The 21,032-nt window shown below is 72.2% G+C and carries 19 protein-coding genes; 11 read left to right on the forward strand and 8 right to left on the reverse strand.

Annotated elements, in window-relative coordinates; translation table 11 throughout:
* Positions 1 to 83: 83 nt before the first annotated feature.
* The 3 genes from GFH29_RS01930 (at position 84) to GFH29_RS01940 (ending at position 4,965) form a co-directional block, all read left to right on the forward strand.
* Complete coding sequence (locus tag GFH29_RS01930) at positions 84 to 1,679, forward strand: ABC transporter substrate-binding protein (protein ID WP_228387704.1); 1,596 nt, start codon at positions 84 to 86, stop codon at positions 1,677 to 1,679.
* Between the two features lie 113 nt (positions 1,680 to 1,792).
* On the forward strand, positions 1,793 to 3,226 hold the full coding sequence (locus GFH29_RS01935; RefSeq protein WP_194288897.1) for an MFS transporter: 1,434 nt from the start codon (positions 1,793 to 1,795) through the stop codon (positions 3,224 to 3,226).
* A gap of 71 nt (positions 3,227 to 3,297) precedes the next feature.
* A complete protein-coding gene (locus tag GFH29_RS01940) occupies positions 3,298 to 4,965 on the forward strand; it encodes an AMP-binding protein (protein ID WP_153321801.1) in 1,668 nt (555 codons plus the stop codon).
* Between the two features lie 77 nt (positions 4,966 to 5,042).
* On the opposite strand, the gene GFH29_RS01945 is transcribed toward GFH29_RS01940, so the two are convergent.
* From GFH29_RS01945 to GFH29_RS01955, 3 genes are read right to left on the reverse strand one after another with little or no spacing between them, the layout of a single operon-like run.
* Positions 5,043 to 5,831, reverse strand: coding sequence for an SDR family NAD(P)-dependent oxidoreductase (locus GFH29_RS01945; protein ID WP_153321802.1), 789 nt, complete (start codon positions 5,829 to 5,831; stop codon positions 5,043 to 5,045).
* Complete coding sequence (locus GFH29_RS01950; protein WP_153321803.1) at positions 5,828 to 6,322, reverse strand: nuclear transport factor 2 family protein; 495 nt, start codon at positions 6,320 to 6,322, stop codon at positions 5,828 to 5,830. The genes GFH29_RS01945 and GFH29_RS01950 overlap by 4 nt, the downstream gene beginning before the upstream one ends.
* A 58-nt stretch (positions 6,323 to 6,380) precedes the next feature.
* Complete coding sequence (locus tag GFH29_RS01955; protein WP_153321804.1) at positions 6,381 to 7,238, reverse strand: TIGR03619 family F420-dependent LLM class oxidoreductase; 858 nt, start codon at positions 7,236 to 7,238, stop codon at positions 6,381 to 6,383.
* Between the two features lie 169 nt (positions 7,239 to 7,407).
* Between GFH29_RS01955 and GFH29_RS01960 the strand changes: the two genes are divergently transcribed.
* A complete protein-coding gene (locus GFH29_RS01960) occupies positions 7,408 to 8,295 on the forward strand; it encodes an IclR family transcriptional regulator (protein ID WP_228387705.1) in 888 nt (295 codons plus the stop codon).
* Positions 8,296 to 8,508: 213 nt separating this feature from the next.
* Here the strand turns inward: GFH29_RS01960 and GFH29_RS01965 are convergent, their stop codons facing one another.
* Positions 8,509 to 9,051: a flavin reductase family protein gene (locus GFH29_RS01965; RefSeq protein ID WP_228387706.1), complete on the reverse strand. Its 543-nt coding sequence runs from the start codon at positions 9,049 to 9,051 to the stop codon at positions 8,509 to 8,511.
* A gap of 255 nt (positions 9,052 to 9,306) precedes the next feature.
* Here GFH29_RS01965 and GFH29_RS01970 point away from each other — a divergent pair, with 255 nt between their 5' ends.
* From GFH29_RS01970 to GFH29_RS01995, 6 genes are all read left to right on the forward strand, one after another.
* Positions 9,307 to 10,176 carry an alpha/beta fold hydrolase gene (locus GFH29_RS01970; RefSeq protein ID WP_153321805.1) on the forward strand — a complete coding sequence of 290 codons (870 nt, stop codon included), beginning with the start codon at positions 9,307 to 9,309 and terminating at the stop codon, positions 10,174 to 10,176.
* Complete coding sequence (locus GFH29_RS01975) at positions 10,173 to 11,891, forward strand: FAD-binding protein (protein WP_153321806.1); 1,719 nt, start codon at positions 10,173 to 10,175, stop codon at positions 11,889 to 11,891. The genes GFH29_RS01970 and GFH29_RS01975 overlap by 4 nt, the downstream gene beginning before the upstream one ends.
* Before the next feature lie 6 nt (positions 11,892 to 11,897).
* The gene (locus GFH29_RS01980; RefSeq protein WP_153321807.1) at positions 11,898 to 12,917 is read left to right on the forward strand and encodes a ferredoxin--NADP reductase; all 1,020 of its coding nucleotides are present in this window, start codon (positions 11,898 to 11,900) and stop codon (positions 12,915 to 12,917) included.
* 124 nt (positions 12,918 to 13,041) lie between these two features.
* Complete coding sequence (locus GFH29_RS01985; RefSeq protein WP_153321808.1) at positions 13,042 to 14,226, forward strand: acyl-CoA dehydrogenase family protein; 1,185 nt, start codon at positions 13,042 to 13,044, stop codon at positions 14,224 to 14,226.
* Between the two features lie 81 nt (positions 14,227 to 14,307).
* Positions 14,308 to 15,222: a VOC family protein gene (locus GFH29_RS01990; RefSeq protein ID WP_153321809.1), complete on the forward strand. Its 915-nt coding sequence runs from the start codon at positions 14,308 to 14,310 to the stop codon at positions 15,220 to 15,222.
* Positions 15,219 to 16,676, forward strand: coding sequence for an FAD-dependent oxidoreductase (locus GFH29_RS01995; protein ID WP_153321810.1), 1,458 nt, complete (start codon positions 15,219 to 15,221; stop codon positions 16,674 to 16,676). Before GFH29_RS01990 ends, GFH29_RS01995 begins: the two co-directional genes overlap by 4 nt.
* 281 nt (positions 16,677 to 16,957) lie before the next feature.
* Here GFH29_RS01995 and GFH29_RS02000 read toward each other — a convergent pair whose 3' ends face one another.
* Genes GFH29_RS02000 through GFH29_RS02010 form a run of 3 tightly spaced genes read right to left on the reverse strand, consistent with a single transcriptional unit; the run spans position 16,958 to position 19,232 of the window.
* Positions 16,958 to 17,755: an SDR family NAD(P)-dependent oxidoreductase gene (locus tag GFH29_RS02000; RefSeq protein WP_153321811.1), complete on the reverse strand. Its 798-nt coding sequence runs from the start codon at positions 17,753 to 17,755 to the stop codon at positions 16,958 to 16,960.
* Entirely contained in the window at positions 17,752 to 18,069 is a 318-nt protein-coding gene (locus tag GFH29_RS02005; protein WP_153321812.1) for a ferredoxin, read from the reverse strand. The genes GFH29_RS02000 and GFH29_RS02005 overlap by 4 nt, the downstream gene beginning before the upstream one ends.
* Positions 18,069 to 19,232, reverse strand: coding sequence for a Rieske 2Fe-2S domain-containing protein (locus GFH29_RS02010; protein ID WP_153321813.1), 1,164 nt, complete (start codon positions 19,230 to 19,232; stop codon positions 18,069 to 18,071). The genes GFH29_RS02005 and GFH29_RS02010 overlap by 1 nt, the downstream gene beginning before the upstream one ends.
* Positions 19,233 to 19,481: 249 nt before the next feature.
* On the opposite strand from GFH29_RS02010, the gene GFH29_RS02015 reads away from it, so the two are divergent.
* Complete coding sequence (locus GFH29_RS02015; RefSeq protein WP_153321814.1) at positions 19,482 to 20,081, forward strand: TetR family transcriptional regulator; 600 nt, start codon at positions 19,482 to 19,484, stop codon at positions 20,079 to 20,081.
* A gap of 24 nt (positions 20,082 to 20,105) precedes the next feature.
* On the opposite strand, the gene GFH29_RS02020 is transcribed toward GFH29_RS02015, so the two are convergent.
* Entirely contained in the window at positions 20,106 to 21,029 is a 924-nt protein-coding gene (locus GFH29_RS02020) for a 3-oxoacyl-ACP reductase (protein WP_153321815.1), read from the reverse strand.
* Between the last annotated feature and the right edge of the window lie 3 nt (positions 21,030 to 21,032).

Below are 21,032 nucleotides of genomic sequence, written 5' to 3' on the forward strand. Positions count from 1 at the left end.
CGGCGGGAGGCTGGGACGGTGGTCACACGACCAAGCGCTTGCTAGATAACTGGCGACGTCCGACGTCCCCGAGGAGACCACACGTGGCACGACACCCCCTGATCCATCGCGCCGGCGCGGCCCTGGCCGTGGCGGTGCTCGCCGCCGGCTGCGCGTCCTCCAGCGAGGAGGACGCGAAGCCCCGCGAGGGCGCCGCCCTCAGCGAGGGCATGCGCGGCGTCTCCGACGGAGGTGAGCCCGTCGCCGGTGGCACCTTCACCTACGGCGCGTACGCCGAGCCGGCGTCGCTCGACCCCGCGGTCACGATCGCGGCGGTCACCACCGGGGGCGCGGAGATGATCAACCTCTACGACACCCTGGTGAACTTCGACGCCGACGCCCAGGAGTTCGAGCCCCGCCTGGCCGAGTCGATCGAGCCGGACAAGGACCACGACACCTGGACCCTGACCCTGCGTGAGGACGTGACGTTCTCCGACGGGACCCCGCTCGACGCGGCGGCGGTCAAGTGGAGCCAGGAGCGCTACGCCTCGCTGCCCGCCCCCGAGGCGGCGCTGTGGAACGGCAACGTCAGCGACGTGGTCGTCGAGGACGAGCGAACGGTGGTCTATGAGCTGAACAAGCCGTGGCCCGGCTTCCCCAGCATCCTCAGCACCGGGCCCGGCATGGTGGTCGCCAAGAGCGCCGTGGCCAAGGACGGCGACTTCACCCCGGTCGGCGCCGGCGCCTTCACCCTGGATCGCTGGGCACAGGGCGAGGAGCTGGTGCTCGCGGCCCGCGAGGACTACTGGGGCGGCGCGCCCCACCTCGAGCAGGTCCGCTTCGTCTACCTCAACGACCAGCGCGCCGGCCTGGAGTCGCTGCGCTCCGACGGCGTCGACGCGGTCTTCGTCCGTGACCCCGACATCGTCGATGAGGTCCTCGACGAGGAGTGGCCGGGCTACGTCAACATGGTCGCCGCCTCCAACACCGCGGTGATCAACGCCTCGGAGGGCCGCCCGGGCGCCGACGTCCGGCTGCGCCAGGCGATGGCGCTGGCCATCGACCCCGAGCTGATCGCCGAGCGTGGGTACGGCGGGTCCGGTCTGGCGTCCTCGACGCTGTTCGGCGACTACTCGGCCTGGCACGGCGAGAGCGTCGGGCTCGAGCCCGACCAGGAGCGCGCCCGCGAGCTCGTCGAGGAGGTCAAGGCCGACGGCTGGGACGGCACCATCGAGTACATCGACGCCGCCGACCCCGCCTCGCGCGCGACGACCCAGGCGGTCAAGGCCTCGCTGGAGGCCGTCGGCTTCGAGGTCGCCACCCGGCCGATGCGCACCATCGCCGAGCAGATCTCCACGATCGTCGTCGAGCGCGACTACGACGTCGCCGCGTGGGGCCTGAACTACCGCGAGGCCGACCCGTTCTCGAAGATGTTCGCGACCATGCACAGCGACGGCACGCAGGTCTATGAGATGTACACGAGCGCCGAGATGGACGCGCTGCTCGAGGAGCTCCAGGCGGCGGCGACGCCCGAGGAGCGGGTCGCGGCGATGGACCGCATCCAAGAGCAGGTCAACACCGACGTGCCCTACCTCAACTGGGCCCCGTTCGCGGAGTACACCGCGTGGGACGAGGACGTCCACGGCGTCGTCGGCGCGGCAGCGTCGATGATCCACCTCGCCGACGCCTGGGTCGGCTGACCCACCGCGACTCCCGCGACGTGACACCCGGGGCGGACCGGCCGTAGTGGCCGGTCCGCCCCGCCCGTCGGACCACCCCGGTGCTGCGGCGCCACGAGAGCGAAGGCCACACCGTGCGGCGAGCAGCGGCCGACCCCGCGACCGAGACCGACGCCCGCCCGGGCGGCACCCTCAGCGCGCGCCGTCTGCGCTGGCTGCTGCCGGGCCTGCTGCTCGTCACGACCGTGACCGGGATCGTCGGCAGCCTCGGCTCACCGCTCGTGCCGGGCATCGCCCGCTCCGAGGGCGTCTCCCTCGTCGCCGCGCAGTGGACCCTCACCGTCAGCCTGATCACCGGCGCGGTGGCCACGCCCGTCATCGGCCGACTCGGCGCCGGTCGCCGGCGCCGTCCGGTCCTGCTCACCTGCGTCGGCCTCGCCGCCCTGGGTGCCGTCCTGGGCGCGCTGCCGCTCGGCTTCGCCACACTGATCGTCGGCCGCATCCTCACCGGCCTCGCCTTCGGCATCGTGCCGCTGGTGATCTCGGTGGTCCGCACCGAGCTGCCCGAGCACCGCATGCGCCGCTCCGTGGCCGCGGTGTCGGTCGCCAACGTGACCGCCGCCGGCCTCGGCTTCCCGGTCACCGCGCTGGTGGCGACCTTCGCCGGCATCCGCGGCGCCTTCTGGTTCGCCTTCGCGATGTGCGCGCTCGCCTTCGTCGTGGCCCTGCTCGTCGTGCCCCGCAGCACCGAGCCCGTCCCGCCCGGCGTCGACTGGTTCGGCGCGGTGCTGCTCAGCGTCGCGACCGCCACCCTGCTCCTCGGCGTCAGCCAGGCCGCCGACTGGGGCTACGCCTCCCCGGCCACCGGCGCGGCGATCGGCGCCGGGCTGCTGCTCTACGCGGTCTGCGTGTGGTGGCTGCTGCGCGTGCGCGACCCGCTGGTCGACGTGCGGATCGCCGTACGACGGGGGGTGTCGGCCGCCAACGCCGCCGGGCTGCTCGCCGGCTGCGGGATGTACGTGATGCTCTCGCTGGTCATGGTCCTCGTGCAGACCTCCGAGGACCACGGCTACGGCCTGGGCCGCTCGGTAGCGGTGGCCGGTCTGATGCTGACGCCGTACGCCGCCGCGAGCGTGATCGGCTCCCGGCTCGCGCTGCGTCTGGGCAACGTGATCAGCGCCGACCTGCTGCTGCCGCTGGGCTGCCTGTGCTTCGGCCTGGCCAACCTGGTGCTGGCGATCTGGCACCAGGAGCTGTGGCAGGTGACGCTGGTGCTGCTGATCGGCGGCATCGGCAGCGGCATGACCTTCAACTCGATGCCCTGGCTGATGATGCGCCACGTCCCGGCTGCCGAGACCAGCAGCGCCCTCAGCCTCAACCTCGTGCTCCGGTTCCTCGGCATGGCGATCGGCAGCGCGCTCGCGCTCGCGATCCTCGACCTGCTCGCCGCGGACGGCATGCAGACCAGCCACGCCGGTTTCGTCGCCGGCGGGCTGTGCGGGGTCGGACTGTCCCTCGTCGCGGCGGTCCTCTCGCTGCTGCTGGGCCGACCGCGCCGCTTCCGATGAGCGGGAGCCCCCTGACCCACCCCCGCCGAGGCTGCTTGCATCGGCGCGTCCGACCCCCGGAGGAATGAGATATGCAGACATTCGCAGAGATCGTGCGCAGCCGCGTCGGTGACGACGCCGTCGGCCTGCGCTTCGAGGACCGTCAGTGGACCTGGGACGAGGTGGTCGCGGAGTCCGCGACCCGCGCCGCGGCCCTGACCGCGTCGGTGCCGGCCCCCGAGGGGCGCCAGATCCACGTCGGTGTGCTGCTGGAGAACGTCCCGGACTTCGTCTTCTGGCTCGGAGCCGGCGCGCTCGCCGGAGCGGTCGTGATCGGCATCAACGCCAGCCGCAGCGGCCCGGAGATCGCCCAGGACGTGCGGCACGCCGACGTCGACCTGATCATCACCGAGTCGCGCCTGCGCCACCTGGTCGAGGACCCCGCGCACGGCGTACCGGCCGAGCGGGTCCACGACGTCGACACCGAGGCGTACGCCGAGTGGCTGGCGCCGCACCGCGGCGCGCCGCTGCCCGACGCGCGGCCCGCGCCCGAGGACATCGCGATGCTGCTGTTCAGCTCCGGCTCCACCGGCGCGCCGAAGGCCGTCATCGTCGGCCAGGGCCGGCTCGGCCGCCTGGTCGAGGCGATCGTCGGGCGGGTGCGGATGGAGCGCTCCTCGGTCACCTACCTGTGCATGCCGCTGTTCCACGGCAACGCCGTGATGATGAACCTCGCGCCCGCGATGGCCGTGGGGGCGACGGTCGCGATGACCCGCAAGTTCTCCGCCAGCGCCTTCGCCGACGACATCCACCGGGTGGGCGCGACCTACGTCAACTACGTGGGCCGGGCGCTGTCCTACGCGCTGAGCCGCCCCGAGGACCCGCGCGACCGCACCAGCACCCTGCAGCTGGCTTTCGGCACCGAGGCCTCGGAGGCCGACGTGGCCCGCTTCTCCGAGCGCTTCGGCTGCGAGGTCATGGAGGGCTACGGGCTGAGCGAGGGCGTCTTCCGGATCAACCGGACCCCGGACACCCCGACCGGCTCGCTCGGCCTGCCGGCCGGCGGCCTGGACGTGCGCATCCTCGACGAGGCCACCGGCGAGGAGTGCCCGCGCGCCCGCTTCGACGAGGCCGGGCGCCTGGTCGACCCCGCCGCCGTCGGCCAGATCGTGGCGGTGGGCCTGGCGCACACCTTCGAGGGCTACTACAAGAACCCCGAGGCGATGGCCGACCGGGTCAAGGGCGCGGACTTCTGGTCCGGCGACCTGGGCTACCGCGACGCCGACGGGTTCTTCTACTTCGCCGGCCGCTCCTCGGACTGGCTGCGCGTGGACAGCGAGAACTTCTCCGCCGCGCCGGTCGAGCGGATCCTCGCGCGTGCCGAGGGCGTGGCGGTCGCGCCGGTGTTCGCCGTACCCGACCCGCGCACCGGCGACCGGGTGATGACGGCGGTGGAGCTCGAGCCCGGGGCGGACTTCGACCCGGTCGCGTTCGGCGCCTACCTGGCCGAGCAGCCGGACATGGGCGCGAAGTGGTGGCCCTCGTTCGTGCGGATCGTGGACTCGATGCCGCTGACCGGCAGCGGCAAGATCAACAAGGCGCCGCTGCGCCACGCCGCCTGGCAGACCACCGACCCGGTGTTCGTGCGCGTCGGGCGCACCGCGGAGTACGTCGCGCTCGACGAGGTGACCCGCAAGGAGATCGAGCGCGAGTTCCTCGAGCACGGGCGCGCCGCGCACCTGCCCGCGCCGCTCGCCTGACCCCGCGGGGTACGACGACGGGCCGGGCCCCCACCGCGGTGGGGGCCCGGCCCGTTCGTCGTCTGCCGGACCTTCGCTCAGCCCGCCGGCTGGTCGGGGAGCTCGGGAGCCCAGGCCACGCCGTTGATGTGACCGCCGCCGTCGGCGAAGATCGTGTTGCCGGTGACGTAGCGGCAGTCCTCGCTGGCCAGGAACAGCGCCACCGGGGCGATGTCGGTCAGCGGGTCGCCGAGGCGGCCCATCGGGTTCGCCGCGTCGACGGCCGCCGCGATGTCGGGGTTCTGCGCGACCCGGCGCCGCAGCGCCGCGGTCTTCGCGCCCGGGGCGATCGCGTTGACCACCACGCCCGTGGGCGCCCACTCCCGCGCCGCGGTGCGGGTGAGGGTGCGCAGCGCCTCCTTGGCGCTGTTGTACTCCAGCGACCCGATGTGGGCGTTGACGCCGTTGAGGCTGACCATGTTGATCACCCGGCCCCAGCCGGCGCGCTTCATGTGCGGGAACGCCGCGCGCATCGCCCAGAACGGGCCGTAGTAGCCCATCGCGAAGCCGCGGTGGAGCATCTCGTCGGTCTTGTGCTCGACCCGGCCGAGATTGGCCCCGCCCCAGGCGTTGTTGACCAGGATGTCGATGCTGCCCCAGGTCTCGACGGCGGTAGCGACCATCGCCTCGACCTGGTCGCGGTCGGTGACGTCGACGCGCACGAACAGCCCGCCGATCTCCTCGGCCACCGCCCGGCCGTTGTCCTCGTCGATCTCCGCGACGAGCACGCGCGCACCCTCGGCGGCGAACAGCCGCGCGACGCCCGCGCCGATCCCGTCACCGGCGCCGGTGACGACCGCGACGCGGCCCTCGAGGCGGCCGCTCACGCGCGCTCGAGGTGCTGGCCGCGGGCCCCGGCCGCGAGCAGTGCGCGCGCCTCGGGGCGACCGTCGAGCAGGCGCCCGGTCCGCACCACGACCCGCCAGCCCTGCTCGCCGCGACGCAGCTCCCAGTGGTTGGCGGTGGCGCGGCGTACGACGAAGCCCTCGTCGGTGTGGATGACCATCAGCGAGTGGTTGACCGCGACGGCGGTGTCGCCGTCGAGGGTGACCTTGACGGGGCCGTTGAAGTGCGCGGCGCCGTTGCCGATCCAGCCCTGGTGGTTGGTGGAGTTCACCATCGCGACGAGCTGGGCGTTGCCGACCATCGAGATCTCGTCGTTGTCGTAGACACCGTCGGGCTCCCAGATGGCGGCGAGCTCCTCGGCGCTGCCGGAGTCGGCGAGGGCTCCGTAGCCGGCGAGGAGCTGGATGATCTCCCGCTCGTCCTCGAGGGTCTGGAGGCGCTGCTCGAGGGCGGCGATCCGGTCGTCGGTCATGGTGGCTCCTGATCGGGGTGGGGATGGCGACCCGGTGCGCCCGGGCGGCGGGGAGGGGTCAGTCGATCTGGGCGGCGATGGCCGCGAGCGCCTCGAGCTGCTCGCAGTAGTGCTCGGCGGAGGTCGCGTCGACGGTGGTGCTCACGACGGTCGCTCCGGCGGCCCGGACCTCGCGCAGCCGGCGGGCGGTGCCCTCGGCGTCGCCGAGCGGGTCGAGCATGCGGCCGGGGGAGAAGTAGACCTCGAAGCCCTCGGGGAGCTCACGGGCCGCGAGCATCGCGGAGAGCGCCTCGAGGGGCAGCCCGAACGGCACCCAGCCGTCGCCGAGCTCGATCGCGCGGCGCAGCGAGCGGGCGGTGCGACCGCCGATGATCAGCGGCACCCGCTCCTGCACGGCGTGCGGCTCCACGACGAAGCCGGAGAAGTCGAAGTGCGGGCCGTGGTACTCCGGCTGGGAGCGCCCGAGGCTGGCGCGCAGGGCGGCGAGCGCGTCGTCGGCGATCGCACCGCGGCCCTCGAACGTCGCATCGAGGAGCTCGAACTCCTCCTGCAGCGAGCCGACGCCGATGCCGAGCACCAGGCGGCCGTTGCTGATCCGGTCGAGCGTGCCGTAGCGCTTCGCGATCTCGAGCGGGTGGTGGTAGCCGATGACCAGCACCTGGGTCATCAGGCGCAGCTGGGTGGTCTGGGCGGCGAGGTAGCCGAAGGTCGCCAGCGGGTCCCAGTACGTCGCGCCGCGCTGCTCGGCGATGTCGACGGGGACCGCGACGTGCTCGCTGCAGGTCAGGTGGTGCAGGCCGAGGGTGTCGGCGACCCGGGCGATCCGGGTGAGCTCCTCGATGCCGGCGCTGGCCTCCCAGGCGGCGTGGGCCCCCGGGTTGGCGGTGAGCACGGGACTGGTGATGCCGATCTGCATGGGTCTCCTTCGAGGCGGGATCGGCGTCATCCAAGCACCGGGCCGCCGGCGCTCGCCCGTGTCGCTCCCGGTGAGCGGGTGCGCGTCCGCTTCCCTTTCGGCCGGGCTCTTGTTACCGTCGTCACGCAGGGCAGAATGAATTTCAGTTTTGGGGTCTGGAGAGGACGTCATGAGCGCTCAAGGTGTGGAGCCGGTCGTCGAGCCGCGGCAGCTGCCGCCGTCGATGGTGGAGCGGATGTCGCTCATCCTGGAGGCGTTCACCAGCCCCTCGGTGCGACTGACCCTGGAGGAGGTCGCCCGGGCGACCCACCTGCCGCGGTCGACCACGCACCGGATCCTCGACCAGCTGGTGCGCCTGAACTGGCTGACGCACACGAGCTTCGGCTACGCGCTGGGTCAGCGCGCGCTCGAGCTCGGCGGCGGGGACAAGGCCCACGGCGACCTGCGCGCCGAGGCGGCCCCGGTGCTGCACGAGCTGCAGGTGCGCACCGGCATGGTGGCCCACCTCGCGGTGCTCGAGGGCGCCGAGATCTACTACCTCGACAAGATGGGCGGCCGCTTCGCCGCGTCCGTGCCCTCGCGGGTCGGTGGCCGGGCGCCCGCGCACTCCACCGCGCTCGGCAAGGCGATGCTCGCCTGGCTGACCCCCGAGGAGGTCGACCTGCGCCTCGAGGCCGGCCTGAGCCGGTTCACCGGCCGCACCATCGGCGACCTGCCCACGCTGCACCACGAGCTGCACCGCATCCGCGGCCGCAACGGCCTGGCCTTCGAGCGCGGGGAGAGCTTCCCCGACATCGCCTGCGTCGCCGTGGCCGTGCGCGGCCCCGAGGGCCCGCTGGGCGCGATCTCGCTGGTCGGCGACAAGACCGCCCCCGTCGAGCGGCTCGCCCCGCTGGTGCTGAAGGCCGGCCGCGCCGTCTCGGTGGCGCTGTTCCCCGGCCTGGAGACCCAGCGCCCGCGCATCGCGCGTCGTACGATCGCGCGCCCGGAGGGCGCCTGGTCCACCGAGACGATGAGCCGCCTGGTCGCCGCCAGCGAGAGCGGCGACTGGATCTGATCCGCAGTTGCACGCAGGCCCCCGCTCCGTCCCGGAGCGGGGGCCTGCGTCGTGGTGGGGGTCCGGTCGCTTGAGGCTGGTGGGTTGCGCGTAACTGCGCAATTGCTGGGGTTGGTACGTCGTACGCCGCGGAACCGGTGCTTTTCCCAGCAATTGCGCCAAAAAGCACCTACCCCAGGCCCCCACGAGTCCCAGCCAAGGACCCCGGCTGGCTCAGCCCCAGTGGTCGCCCCAGCCCCACAGGTCCGGGGCGGTGTACTCGTGCTGGTCCTCGACGCCGAACTTGCCGCGGAAGAACAGCATCGGCCGGTCGGTGGCGGGGGTCTCGAGGTCGAGGACGCGGCCGATCACGACGTCGTGGTCGCCGGCGACGTGGACCTCGTGGACCTCGGCGTGCACGCGCATCAGCACGCCGCGCAGGCTGGGGGTGCCGATCAGGGAGCTGTCGAAGTCCAGGCCCTCGAACTTCGCGCCGCGGCTGGAGCCGAATCGGTTGCACAGGTCGGTCTGGTCCTCGCCGAGGACGTTGACGCTGAACCGGCCGCTGGTGCGGATCCGGGGCCAGGCGCGGCCGCGGTGGTCGGCGCAGAAGAGCACGAGCGGCGGCTCGAGGGAGACCGAGGCGAAGGACTGGCAGGCGAAGCCGACCGGCTCCTCCCCGTCGTACCCGGTCACGACCGTCACGCCGGTCGCGAAGGAGCCCATCGCGCGGCGCATCTCCATCGGCGACGGTCCGGTGATCTGGGTGCTCGTCATGGTCTCGTTCCTTCCTGACCTGCTGCCCGGGAGGGGCGGCTGGTCCGCGCCCGGGGCGGGCTGTTCCGTGCTCATCGACGTCAACGTACGCCCGCCCGCCGGGCCGACCGCCGGGGGTCCCGATCAGTGGCCGCGGCCCGCGCCCGACCCCGGCCGGGGTCGGCGGACCGTCGGAGCAGGGCGCCGGGCGAGCGGCTCTCCCAGTGACCGGGATCGCCACAGGACGGGTCCGGAGCCCGTTCCTACCGTGGCGGGGTGAGTGACCTGACCTATGAATCCACGCTCCGTGAGCTGTCCACGCCCGCCGGCGTCCTGCGCTACCACGAGGCGGGTGACGGGCCGCCGCTGCTGATGCTGCACGGCTCCGGGCCCGGCGTGACGGGCTGGCGCAACTTCGGCGACAACCTGCCGCGGTTCGCCGAGCACTTCCGCTGCCTGGTGCTGGAGTTCCCGGGCTTCGGGGTCAGCGACACCACCGACCAGCACCCGATGATGGCCGCCCTGCCGGCCGTCGGTGCGTTCCTCGACGGCCTCGGCCTCGAGCAGGTCGACATCATCGGCAACTCCATGGGCGGCAGCGTGGGCGCCCGCTTCGCCATCGCCCAGCCCGACCGGGTACGCCGGCTGGTGACGGTCGGCGGGATCGGGCGCAACATCTTCAGCCCCGCGCCGGGCGAGGGCATCAAGCTGCTCGTCGACTTCACCGAGGACCCCACCCGCGACAAGCTGATCTCCTGGCTGCGCTCGATGGTCTTCGACCAGTCGATGGTCACCGAGGAGCTCATCGAGCAGCGCTGGGAGCAGGCCACCGAGCCGGAGACCCTCGAGGTCGCGCGCCGGATGTACAGCCGCGCCGCGATCGAGGCGACGTTCGCCTCCATCGACAGCTCCGCGCACGGCACCCCCGGCTGGGCGGAGTTTGACAAGATCCGCGCCAAGACGCTGATCACCTGGGGTCGCGACGACCGGGTCAGCCCGCTGGACCAGATGCTGATCCCGATGCGCACGATCCGCGACGTCCAGGTGCACATCTTCTCCCAGTGCGGGCACTGGGCGATGATCGAGCAGAAGGCCGCCTGGGAGAGCACCGTCGAGGCGTTCCTGCTCGCCGAGGACCAGGCGTGAGCACCACGGCCGGCTGGGACCACACCTACGACCTGGTCGTCGTCGGCTCCGGTGGCGGCGGCATGGCCGCGGCGCTCGCCGCGGTCGACGCCGGCCTGAGCGTCGTCGTCCTGGAGAAGGGCAAGAAGTTCGGTGGCAGCACCGGCATCTCCGGCGGCGGCATCTGGGTCCCCAACAACCCGACCCTGCGCCGCGCCGGCCACGACGACTCTCGCGAGTCGGTCCTGACCTACCTCGACGCGCTCACCGAGGGCCGGGTGCCCCGCGCCCGCCTCGAGGCGTACGTCGACCAGGGCCCCGCCGCGATGGAGCTGCTCGAGCGCTCCAAGTGGATGAAGTTCGCCTGGACCAAGGGCTACGCCGACTACCACCCCGAGCTGGAGGGCGGGCGACCGCGCGGGCGCTCCATCGAGCCCAAGCCGTTCGACACCCGCAAGCTCGGCGAGGACGAGGCGTTCCAGCGCCCGAACAGCATGAAGGGCCCGCTGGGCCTGTGGATCACCAGCAAGGACTACCACGACCTGGCGATGGTCAAGCGCACCTGGCAGGGCCGCCGCGCCTCGCTCACCGCCGCCTGGCGGGTCAGCTCCAACGTGATCCGCCGGCGCCACATGGCCACCGGCGGCCGCGCGCTCGTGGCCCGCATGCGGATGGCGCTCAAGGACGCCGGCATCCCGCTGTGGCTGCAGACCCCGATGACCGAGCTGGTCACCGAGGGCGACCGGGTGGTCGGCGTCGTGGCGACCCGCGACGGCGCCCCGGTGCGCATCCACGCCCGCCGCGGCGTGCTGCTGGCCAGCGGCGGCTTCGACCACAACCAGCAGATGCGCTCGACGTACCTGCCCGAGGGCGGCAAGGCCAACCACACCCTGGGCGCGGCGGAGAACACCGGCGACGGGATCCTCGCCGGCCAGGTCCTCGGCGCCGCGCTGGACTTCATGGACGACGCCTGGTGGATGCCGTCGGTCGAGCACCCGACCGGCGCGACGATCCCGCTGGTCTCCGAGCGGGCGATCCCCGGCCAGGTGATCGTGGGCGAGAACGGGCGACGCTTCACCAACGAGGCGGCGCCGTACGTCAACTTCGTCCACGACCAGCTCGCCGGCGGCCAGCACGTCGCCTGGTTCGTGATGGACTCCCGGGCCCGGGCGCGCTACCCGTTCGCCCAGATCCTGCCCGGCGCGCCGTTCCCGAAGTCGTTCTACGACTCCGGGCTCGTGCACCGCGCGGACACGGTGGCCGAGCTGGCCGCCTCGACCGGGCTGCCGGCCGAGGCCCTCCAGGAGACCCTCGACCGGTTCAACGGCTTCGTCCGCGCCGGCCGCGACCTGGACTTCCACCGCGGCGAGAGCGCCCACGACCGCTACTACGGCGACCCGACGCTGCCCAACCCGAACCTCGACCTGATCGACAAGGCGCCGTTCTACGCGGTGCGGATCCAGGTCGGCGACCTCGGCACCAAGGGCGGGCTGGTCTGCGACGCGGCCTCCCGCGTGCTGCGCGAGGACGGCTCGGTCATCGACGGGCTCTACGCGACCGGCAACGCCTCGGCCTCCGTCATGGGCAACGAGTACGCCGGCCCCGGCGCGACCATCGGGCCCTCGATCGTCTTCGGCTACATCGCCGCGCGGCACGCCGCCGGCATCGGTGCCGACTCGGTGTCCGGGTCCGTCCCGGCCGACTCCCAGGCGCGCCACGCGGCGCGGGAAGGGTAGATAGCGATGCCCATCGTCCGCGTGCGCGAGGTGGTCAAGGAGACCTCCGACGCCCACACCCTGGTGCTCGAGACCCTCGGCGGGGAGCGCCTCGACTACGTCGCGGGTCAGTTCCTCACCGTGCGGATCCCGAGCGAGCGGCCCGAGGGGGCGGCGCGCTGCTACTCGCTGTGCACCGCGCCCGGCCACGACGAGTTCCCCGCGGTGACGGTCAAGCGCACCGCCGGCGGCTACGCCTCCAACTGGCTGTGCGACCACGCCGGGGTCGGGACCGAGCTGGAGGTGCTCGCCCCCTCGGGGATCTTCACCCCCTCGACGCTGAGCGAGGACCTGCTGCTGATCGCCGGCGGCAGCGGCATCACCCCGGTGATGTCGATCCTCAAGACCGTCCTGCACAGCGGGACCGGCTCGGTGGTCCTGCTCTACGGCAACCGCGACGAGCACTCGGTGATCTTCGCCGACCAGCTGCGCGACCTGGTGGCGGCCTTTCCCGAGCGGTTGCGCGTCGTGCACTGGCTGGAGTCGGTGCAGGGGCTGCCCTCGCAGGCCTCGCTCGGCGGCCTGCTGCGCGGGTTCTGGGACCGCGAGGCGCCCGAGGCGTTCGTGTGCGGCCCCGCGCCGTTCATGGACCTGGCCGAGCGCACCCTGGCCGGCCTCGGCGTGCCCGGGCACCGGGTCCACGTGGAGCGGTTCACCTCGCTCACCGGCGACCCGTTCGCGGCGCCCGCCGAGATCGACGAGACCGGCGCGGCCAGCGAGGTGGAGGTGACGCTCAACGGGGAGACCCGGGTGCTGTCGTGGCCCGAGAGCAACAACCTCGTCGACGTGATGCTCGCGGCCGGGATGGAGGCGCCGTACTCCTGCCGGGAGGGCGCGTGCAGCGCCTGCGCCTGCATCGTCCTGGACGGCGAGGTGAGCATGGACCGCAACGAGGTGCTCGACGACGCCGACCTCGCCGACGGCCTCGTCCTGGGCTGCCAGGCGCGCCCGCGGAGCCCGCGGATCCGGCTGTCCTACGACGGCTGAGGACGGGGTCGAGACCCCGTCCGCGAGGCGGTCCCGATCAGCGGGAACGGCCCGAAGACGACCAATTCAGCGGTGCCACGGTGTGACAGCGGACACCGCGTCCGGGTGAGGAAGTGAAGAGCTCATGAGCAACGAAGTGCTGGCCAAGATCGAGGCACACGCCGAGGAGATCGCCGCGCTGGGTCCCAGCAACGAGAAGCTGGGCCGCCTCGACGACCAAGCCGCCGAGATCCTGCGGGAGACCGGCGTCATCAAGATGCTGCAGCCGGCCAAGTACGGCGGCGCCGAGGCGCACCCCGCCGACTTCGCCGAGGCCGTCATGCGCCTGGCGAGCCTGGACGGCTCGACCGGCTGGGTCGCCGGCATCGTCGGTGTCCACCCGTGGGAGATGGCGATGTGCGACGCCCGCGTGCAGGAGGAGATCTGGGGCTCCGACCACGACACCTGGATCGCCTCGCCGTACGCGCCGATGGGCGTGCTGCGCCCGGTCGACGGCGGCTACGTCTTCAACGGCCACTGGCAGTTCTCCTCGGGCACCGACCACTGCGACTGGATCTTCCTGGGTGCGTTCCTCGGCGACGCCGAGGGCAACCCGGTGAGCCCGCCGCAGGTCTACCACGTGATCCTGCCGCGCGCGGACTACACGATCGTGGAGGACTCCTGGGACGTCGTCGGCCTGCGCGGCACCGGCTCCAAGGACATCCTCGTCAAGGACGCGTTCGTGCCCGACTACCGGGTCGTGGAGTTCGCGAAGTTCATGGACGGCAGCCAGCCCCGCGAGGCCGGCCTGACCAGCCCGACGTACCACATCCCGTTCACGACGGCCTTCCCGATGGGCATCAGCTCCGCGGTCATCGGCATCGCCGAGGGCGCGCTGGCCGCCCACCTGGCCTACCAGAAGAAGCGGGTGCAGATCACCGGCACGCGCATCAAGGACGACCCGCACGTGCTCTACGCGATCGGCGAGGCCGCGGCGGAGATCCACGCCTCGCGCGTGACGATGCTCGACAACGTGCGCTCCTTCTACGACAAGGCCCAGCGCGGGGAGCCCGTGTCGCTCGCCGAGCGCGCCCAGTCGCGTCGTACCCAGGTGTCCGCCGCGTGGCGCGCCGCCCGGGCGATGGACGAGATCGTGGCCCGCTCCGGCGGTAACGGCATGCGCATGGACAACCCGATCCAGCGCTTCTGGCGCGACGGCCACATGGGCCTGGCCCACGCGATCCACGTGCCCGGCTCGGTCTTCCACGTGTCGTCGCTGACGTCGCTCGACGTGACGCCGCCGCCCGGCCCGATGCTGTCGATGATCTGACGGGACCGGCTCCCGCAACCGCCGCCGTGCCCGGGCCCTCCGGGGCCCGGGCCACAGAAGTGCAGTCAGGAAAGAGGAGAGATGACCCAGATCCGAGGACTCGGCTACCTGAAGGTGCAGAGCCAGGACATCCCGCGCTGGCGTGAGCTGACCGTGGAGTGCCTGGGCTTCCAGGAGACCACCGGCCCCGAGCCGGACGCGCTCCACCTGCGCATGGACGAGCGCGCCGCCCGCCTGATCGTGGTGCCCGGCGACGTCGACCGGGTGCTGGCGGTGGGCTGGGAGGTCCGTGACCAGTTCGCGCTCGCCGCCGTGGGCCGCGCCGTCGAGGCCGCGGGCACCGCGGTCAAGGTGCTCTCGCCCGAGGAGTGCGACGAGCGCCGCTTCGAGGCCGGCATCCGCTTCGACGACCCGGCCGGCACCCCCACCGAGGTCTTCTTCGGTCCCGTGCTCGACCACAGCCCGGTGATCACCTCGCACGGCAACACGTTCGTGACCGGCGCCCAGGGCATGGGCCACGTCGTACTGCCGACGACCAACCCCGACGAGACCATCGCCTTCTACGCCGAGGTCCTGGGCTTCCTGCCCCGCGGCGCGTTCCGGCTGACCCCCGCCGGCGTCCCGCCGGTCCGGATCCGGTTCATGGGCGTCAACCAGCGCCACCACAGCCTCGCGGTCTGCCCGGCCCCGCACGGCGAGGCCCCCGGCCTGGTGCACCTGATGGTCGAGGTCACCGAGCTCGACGCCGTCGGGCGCGCGCTGGACAAGATCAACAAGCACGGCTTCTCCGTCTCCTCGACCCTGGGCCGCCACACCAACGACAAGATGGTGTCGTTCTACGTGCGGGCTCCCGGTGGCTGGGACATCGAGTACGGCTGCGAGGGCATGCTGGTCGACGAGACCTACTACACGGCCGAGGAGATCACCGCCGACAGCTACTGGGGCCACGCCGGCGGCGGCGCCGAGCCGCTCGCGGCCTTCATGCCGCCCGCATGAGCGTCGTCCCGATCCGGCTCGCCGACGTCGCCCGCGTGGACCACGAGACCGACGTCCTGGTCGTCGGTTTCGGCTGCGCGGGCGGCGCCGCGGCGCTGGAGGCGCGGCGTACCGGTGCCGAGGTGGTGGTGCTCGAGCGGGCCAGCGGCGCGGGCGGCTCCTCCGCCCAGTCCGGCGGGGAGCTCTACCTCGGCGGCGGCACCCGGGTGCAGAAGGCGCTCGGGTTCGACGACGACGCCGAGAACATGTTCGCCTACCTCGTCGCCGCGCTCGGCCCGCACGCCGACGAGGAGAAGCTGCGCCTGTACTGCGAGGGCAGCCTCGAGCACTTCGACTGGTTCGGCTCCCTCGGCATCGACTTCGAGGAGAGCCTGTACGACGCCCCGAGCTGGATGCCGCCGACGCGTGACGGGCTGATGTGGCTGGGCGAGAACGCCTGGCCCTTCGACCAGCTCGCCCGCCCGGTCCCGCGCGGGCACCGGCCCTCGACCGAGGGCTTCGGCGGCTGGCTGCTCATGGAGCGGCTCACCGCCACCTGTGCCGAGGCCGGGGTCGAGACCCACACCGACACCCGCGCGGTTTCCCTCGTGGTCGACGACGCGGGCCGGGTCGTGGGCGTCACCGCACGCCGCTTCGGTGAGGACGTCACCTACCTCGCGCGCCGCGGCGTCGTGCTCACCACCGGCGGCTTCGTGGACAACGCGCGCATGCTCGAGAACCACGCCCCCGACCTGCTCGGCCACGACAAGGTCAGCGACGGCCTCGACGACGGCAGCGGCATCGAGATGGCCGCCGCCCTCGGCGCCGCGACCCGCCGGATGGGCGCGGTCGAGGTGGCCTACACGGCGCTGCCGGCGATGGCGGTGCGCGGGATGCTGGTCAACGGCCTGGGCCGGCGCTTCGTTAACGAGGACGTCTACCCTGGGGTGTTCAGCCACGCTGCGCTGCACCAGCCCGGCCCGTGCTGGGTGATCCTCGACGAGGAGGGCCTGGAGTCTATCCCGCCGCAGGACCTGTGGGGGGTGCGTCCCACGCACGCCGCGGAGACCCTCGAGGAGCTCGAGGAGGAGCTCGCGATGCCGCCGGGCTCGCTGCGCGACACGGTCGCGGCCTACAACGAGCACGCGGCGAAGGGCGAGGACCCCTACTTCCACAAGAACGCTCGCTGGCTGCGGCCCCTCACCGGGCCGTTCGCCGCGGTCGACCCGCGGCTCGGGTTCGGCGACACCGTCGGTACGGAGAACACCGGCTTCCGCGGGTTCACCCTCGGCGGCCTGCACACCGACGTCGACGGCCGGGTGCTGTCGGTGGCGGGTGACCCGGTGCCCGGCCTGTACGCCGCGGGCCGGGCGACCTCCGGCATCCACGGCCACGGCTACGTCTCCGGCACCTCGCTGGGCGACGGCACCTTCTTCGGCCGCCGCGCCGGGCGCACCGCCTCCTCCACCACCTGACCCGTCGCCGAGTCGCCGCCCGCGCCGACTCGCCTCGTACGGCCGTCCCGGTCGCGCCTCCACGGCGGCCGGGGCGGCCTTTTCGTGTCGTCCCGCGAGTCGGCGCTTGTGGCGCGCCGAGTCGGCTCTTGTGGCGCGCCGAGTCGGCTCTTGTGGCGACGTACCCGTCCAGAAGTCTCGATTCGAGCGTCAGAAGTCTCGATTCGACGAGTACGACGAGAGCCGGCCATCCCCCTGGAGGAATGACCGGCTCTCGTGTGGTGCTGGGGTGCGCGGGCTGGCTACTCGCTCGAGGGCGGCAGCAGCTTGCGGGACTTCTCGCGCGCGGCGCGCAGCAGGGCGGAGCGGTCGTGGCCGCTGCGGACCTCGACCAGGCGCTCGTTGCCGGCCGCGATCTGCACCGGGCCATCGGTGAGCTGCGACAGCGCCTGGCGGGCGACGTCGTCGGGCTCGGAGACGTGCATGCCGGGAACGTCGAAGTTCAGCCCGGCCCGCTCCATGGCGGGGGTCCGGGTGACACCGAGGACGAACTCGAGGACGTCCACGTCGTAGTCGGCCATCTCCAGCCACAGGCCCTCGGCGAAGACCCGGCAGAACGCCTTGACGGCCGAGTAGACGCTGATCTGCGCGGAACCCATGAAGCCGGCCAGGGAGCCGACGAGCAGGAGGCCGCCGCGGCGACGCTCCTTCATCGGGGCGCCGAAGAGCTGCACGAGCGCCATCTGGGCGGTGATGTTGAGGTCGATGACGTTCTGGAACCGGTCGAGGTCGCCGGTGACGAACTCGTGGCCGTAGCTGTTCGCGCCGGCGTTGTAGACCAGCAGGCCGACCTCGAGGTCCGAGGTCGCCTCCTGGATCCGCTTCACCGAGTCGGGGTCGATGAGGTCGACCGCGAGGGTGCGCACCTCCACGCCCTTCGCGCGGACCGCCTCCGCGGTCTCCTCGAGCGGGCCCGGCTTGCGGGCCAGCAGCACGAGGTTGAGACCGGCGTCGGCGAGCTGGTGGGCGAAGGACGCGCCCACCCCCTCGGAGCCACCGGCGATGACGGCCCAGGGGCCGTAGCGGGACGGATCGATCACGCGTTGCTCGCTTCGTTCAGGGCTGCCGGGTTGCTCGGCAGCGGTTCGTCGGACAAGACGTCCAGGTCGCCACGCACCGCAGCGGCGCGCACGGAGTCGCGCAGCGCGAAGCAGCCGACGAACGTCGCGCCGTTGGGCCCCGGGCGGGGCTTGGAGGCGCGGCGCTCGACGCACGCCGCGACGGCCTGGTCGTTCCACTGGATGGTGGTCTGGTCCCAGCTGCTCTTGCGGGCCTGGACGCTGACCCCGCAGCTGGTGCAGGACACCGGCTGCATGGGAGCGGTCTCCAGGCGGACGTCGGGGCGCACCGCCATCAGACCGGCTGCTCCTGCTGGGCAGCGGCGCGACGGGCCATGTTCTCCTCGACCTCGCGGCGCCAGGCCGCGTTCGGCTTGGTGGTGTCGATCTCGAACTCGAAGCGGTCGACCATCTCCGCCTGCACCTCGCCGACGTCGACGTAGAACTGCTCATACCAGCGACGCAGCTGGTAGACCGGCCCGTCCTCCTCGCACAGCAGCGGGTTCTCGATGCGCGCCTTGTTGCGCCAGATCTCCACGTCCTGCTCGAAGCCGATGCGGATGAAGTCGCCCATCTTGCGCGCCATCGCGGTCGAGGCCTCGTCGTCGAGACCGGGCAGCTTCTTCACCATCACGCCGTACTGCAGGACGAAGGAGTTCTCATCGATCGGGTAGTGGCAGTTGATGAGCACCGAGGGGACGTCGTTGCCGTCCTCGTAGTGGTAGGTGAGGTCGTCGATCATGAACGACGGGCCGTAGTAGCTCGCGGTGGAGCTGGTGCCCTTGTTCTTGGGGGCGTTGCTGCCGGCGGCCTGCGGCCGGGCGACGTCCTCGCGGCCCACACCGTTCATGATCTGCGTGGCCACGTGGCCCTCGAAGATGTTCTTGAAGTACGTCGGGAACGAGTAGTGCACGTAGAAGAAGTGCGCCATGTCGACCACGTTGTCGACGATCTCGCGGCAGTTCGCGCCCTCGATCGTCGTGGTGTACCAGACCCAGTCGGTCCACTCGGGGTCTTCGTAGCCGGCGATCTTGGGGATCGCGGCGTCGGCGGGCGGCGGGTTGCCCTCCGGGTCGTTCCAGACGAAGAGCATGCCGTCCTGGATCATCGTCGGCCACGCGGCGGTACGCGCGCGGAGCGGGACGCGGCGGGCGTAGGGGATCGACTTGCAGCGACCGTCGCCACCCCAACGCCAGTCGTGGAAGGGGCACGCGATCTCGTTGCCCTTGACCTCGCCCTGCGACAGGTCGCCGCCCATGTGGCGGCAGTAGGCATCGAGGACGTTGACCGCGCCGTCCTCGCCCGCGAACACCACCAGCTTCTGGCCGAAGGCCTTGATCTGGTGGGGCTTGCCGTCGGCGAAGTCCCGGATCAGGCCCAGGCAGTGCCAGCCCCGGGCGTACCGGGTGGGCGCGGGGCCCGTCTCGATGTGGCGAACCTCGTCCTCGACTGCGGTCATTGCGCTCTCCGTTCCCTGTCAAAAGTCCCGTGTCAAGCCGCACGAGCGGCCGATCTGAGGATCTCCGAGTGTGCTCGCAGCCACAGCCGGTCCCGGCGTCAAGTCCCACTCATCGAAACATCGCGTGACGATGTCGCACCTGACCTGCCGCCGGCGCCAGGTCCCACTCACCGGTAGCCTCGAAGGCGCCGCCGAACCAGTCCCAGCATCGTCGCCCCGGCTGGACCCGAGAGCAGAGGGAGAGGTGCCGTGCCGCGCATCGCAGAGGGCCGACCGGCCGCGGAGCCCAGCTCCTCAGAGCAGAAGGAGCGCCACCAGCGCATCCTGCGCGCGGCCTCTCGCCTGGGCGCCGAGCACGGCCTGGAGCACGTGCAGATGCACGACGTGGCGAAGTCCGCCGGCGTCGCGATCGCGACGCTCTACCGCTACTTCCCCTCCAAGACCCACCTGTTCACCTCGGTGATGCGCTACCAGGTCGAGCGGTTCTCCACCAGCGGCGCGCTGCCGGTCGGGCTGCCGCCGGCGCAGGCGGTGGAGTCGCTGCTGGTGGGGATGACCCACGAGATGGCGCGGCGCCCGAAGCTGTCGCTGGCGATGATCCAGTCCAACAACCAGGCCCAGTCCGCGGCGACGCCGGAGTCGGCGGTCAACGACGCGATCTTCCAGCAGGTCGTCCTCGAGACCGCCGGCCTCACCGACCCGACCGAGGAGGACGACCGGCGGGTGCGCCTGATCGTGCACTGCTGGTACGGCGTGCTGATCTCGGTGCTCAACGGTCGCCTGGGCATGACGGAGGCCGAGGGCGACATCAAGATGGCGACCGGGCTGCTGTTCACCGACCGTCCCTGAGCCGCCCCCGGCCCCGCGTGCGGGTCAGCCGTTGAGGGTGCCGACCCCGGTGGTGTCCAGCTTCGCGACGCTGTACGCCGCGTAGGTCTGGTGCTCGGAGCGGTCGGCGAAGTACGACGAGAGCTGCTCGTCGAGCTCCTCCACCGAGAAGGTGCCGTCGGCCGCGGTGAACTTCTGCTCCACCGTCGGGGCCGCCATCAGCGCCACGAAGTCGCCGTACGCCACGAACACCTGGCCGCTGATCCGCGCGGCGGCGGGAGAGGCGAGGTAGGACACGAAGGTGGCGACCCGCTCGGGGGCCAGGATGTCGAGCTCGCGGTTCTCCGGGTCCTCGGCGAAGACCTTGGAGGTCATCTCGGTGCGGGCCCGCGGGCAGATCGCGTTGGCCGTGACGCCGTAGCGCGACAGCCCGCGCGAGGTCGACAAGGTGAGCGCCACGATGCCGGCCTTGGCCGCGGCGTAGTTCGCCTGGCCGGGGGCGCCGAAGAGGAACGCCTCGGACGCGGTGTTGATGATGCGCCCGTAGACCGGGGCGTCCGCGGCCTTCGACGCGGCGCGGAAGTGCACCGACGCGGCGCGCGACAGCGAGGCGTGGCCCTTGAGGTGCACCCGGACGACGTCGTCCCACTGCTGTTCGGACATGTTGAACAGCATCGTGTCGCGGGTGATGCCGGCGTTGTTGACGACGATGTCGAGCCCGCCGTAGGTCTCCACCGCGGCGTCGACGAGCTGCTGGCCCATCTCCCAGGTGCCGATGTCGCCCTTGACGGCGATCGCCGCGGAGCCGAGGGCCTCGATCTCGGCGACCACCCCGTCCGCCGCGTCCCCCATGTCGTTGACGACCACGTTCGCGCCGCGCGCGGCGAGTGCCAGGGCCTCGGCCCGGCCCAGTCCGGCGCCCGCGCCGGTCACGACGGCGGTACGCCCCGTGAGGTCGGTGTTGCCCATGAA

The organism is Nocardioides sp. dk884, assembly GCF_009557055.1.
Classification (GTDB): domain Bacteria; phylum Actinomycetota; class Actinomycetes; order Propionibacteriales; family Nocardioidaceae; genus Nocardioides.

Coding starts and splice junctions, on each gene's coding strand:
- GFH29_RS01940 (WP_153321801.1), top strand. CDS start 3,298: ATGCAGACATTCGCAGAGATCGTGCGCAGCCGCGTCGGTGACGACGCC.
- GFH29_RS01950 (WP_153321803.1), bottom strand. CDS start 6,322: ATGACCGACGACCGGATCGCCGCCCTCGAGCAGCGCCTCCAGACCCTC.
- GFH29_RS01955 (WP_153321804.1), bottom strand. CDS start 7,238: ATGCAGATCGGCATCACCAGTCCCGTGCTCACCGCCAACCCGGGGGCC.
- GFH29_RS01960 (WP_228387705.1), top strand. CDS start 7,408: ATGAGCGCTCAAGGTGTGGAGCCGGTCGTCGAGCCGCGGCAGCTGCCG.
- GFH29_RS01965 (WP_228387706.1), bottom strand. CDS start 9,051: ATGACGAGCACCCAGATCACCGGACCGTCGCCGATGGAGATGCGCCGC.
- GFH29_RS01980 (WP_153321807.1), top strand. CDS start 11,898: ATGCCCATCGTCCGCGTGCGCGAGGTGGTCAAGGAGACCTCCGACGCC.
- GFH29_RS01985 (WP_153321808.1), top strand. CDS start 13,042: ATGAGCAACGAAGTGCTGGCCAAGATCGAGGCACACGCCGAGGAGATC.
- GFH29_RS01990 (WP_153321809.1), top strand. CDS start 14,308: ATGACCCAGATCCGAGGACTCGGCTACCTGAAGGTGCAGAGCCAGGAC.
- GFH29_RS01995 (WP_153321810.1), top strand. CDS start 15,219: ATGAGCGTCGTCCCGATCCGGCTCGCCGACGTCGCCCGCGTGGACCAC.
- GFH29_RS02005 (WP_153321812.1), bottom strand. CDS start 18,069: ATGGCGGTGCGCCCCGACGTCCGCCTGGAGACCGCTCCCATGCAGCCG.
- GFH29_RS02010 (WP_153321813.1), bottom strand. CDS start 19,232: ATGACCGCAGTCGAGGACGAGGTTCGCCACATCGAGACGGGCCCCGCG.
- GFH29_RS02020 (WP_153321815.1), bottom strand. CDS start 21,029: ATGGGCAACACCGACCTCACGGGGCGTACCGCCGTCGTGACCGGCGCG.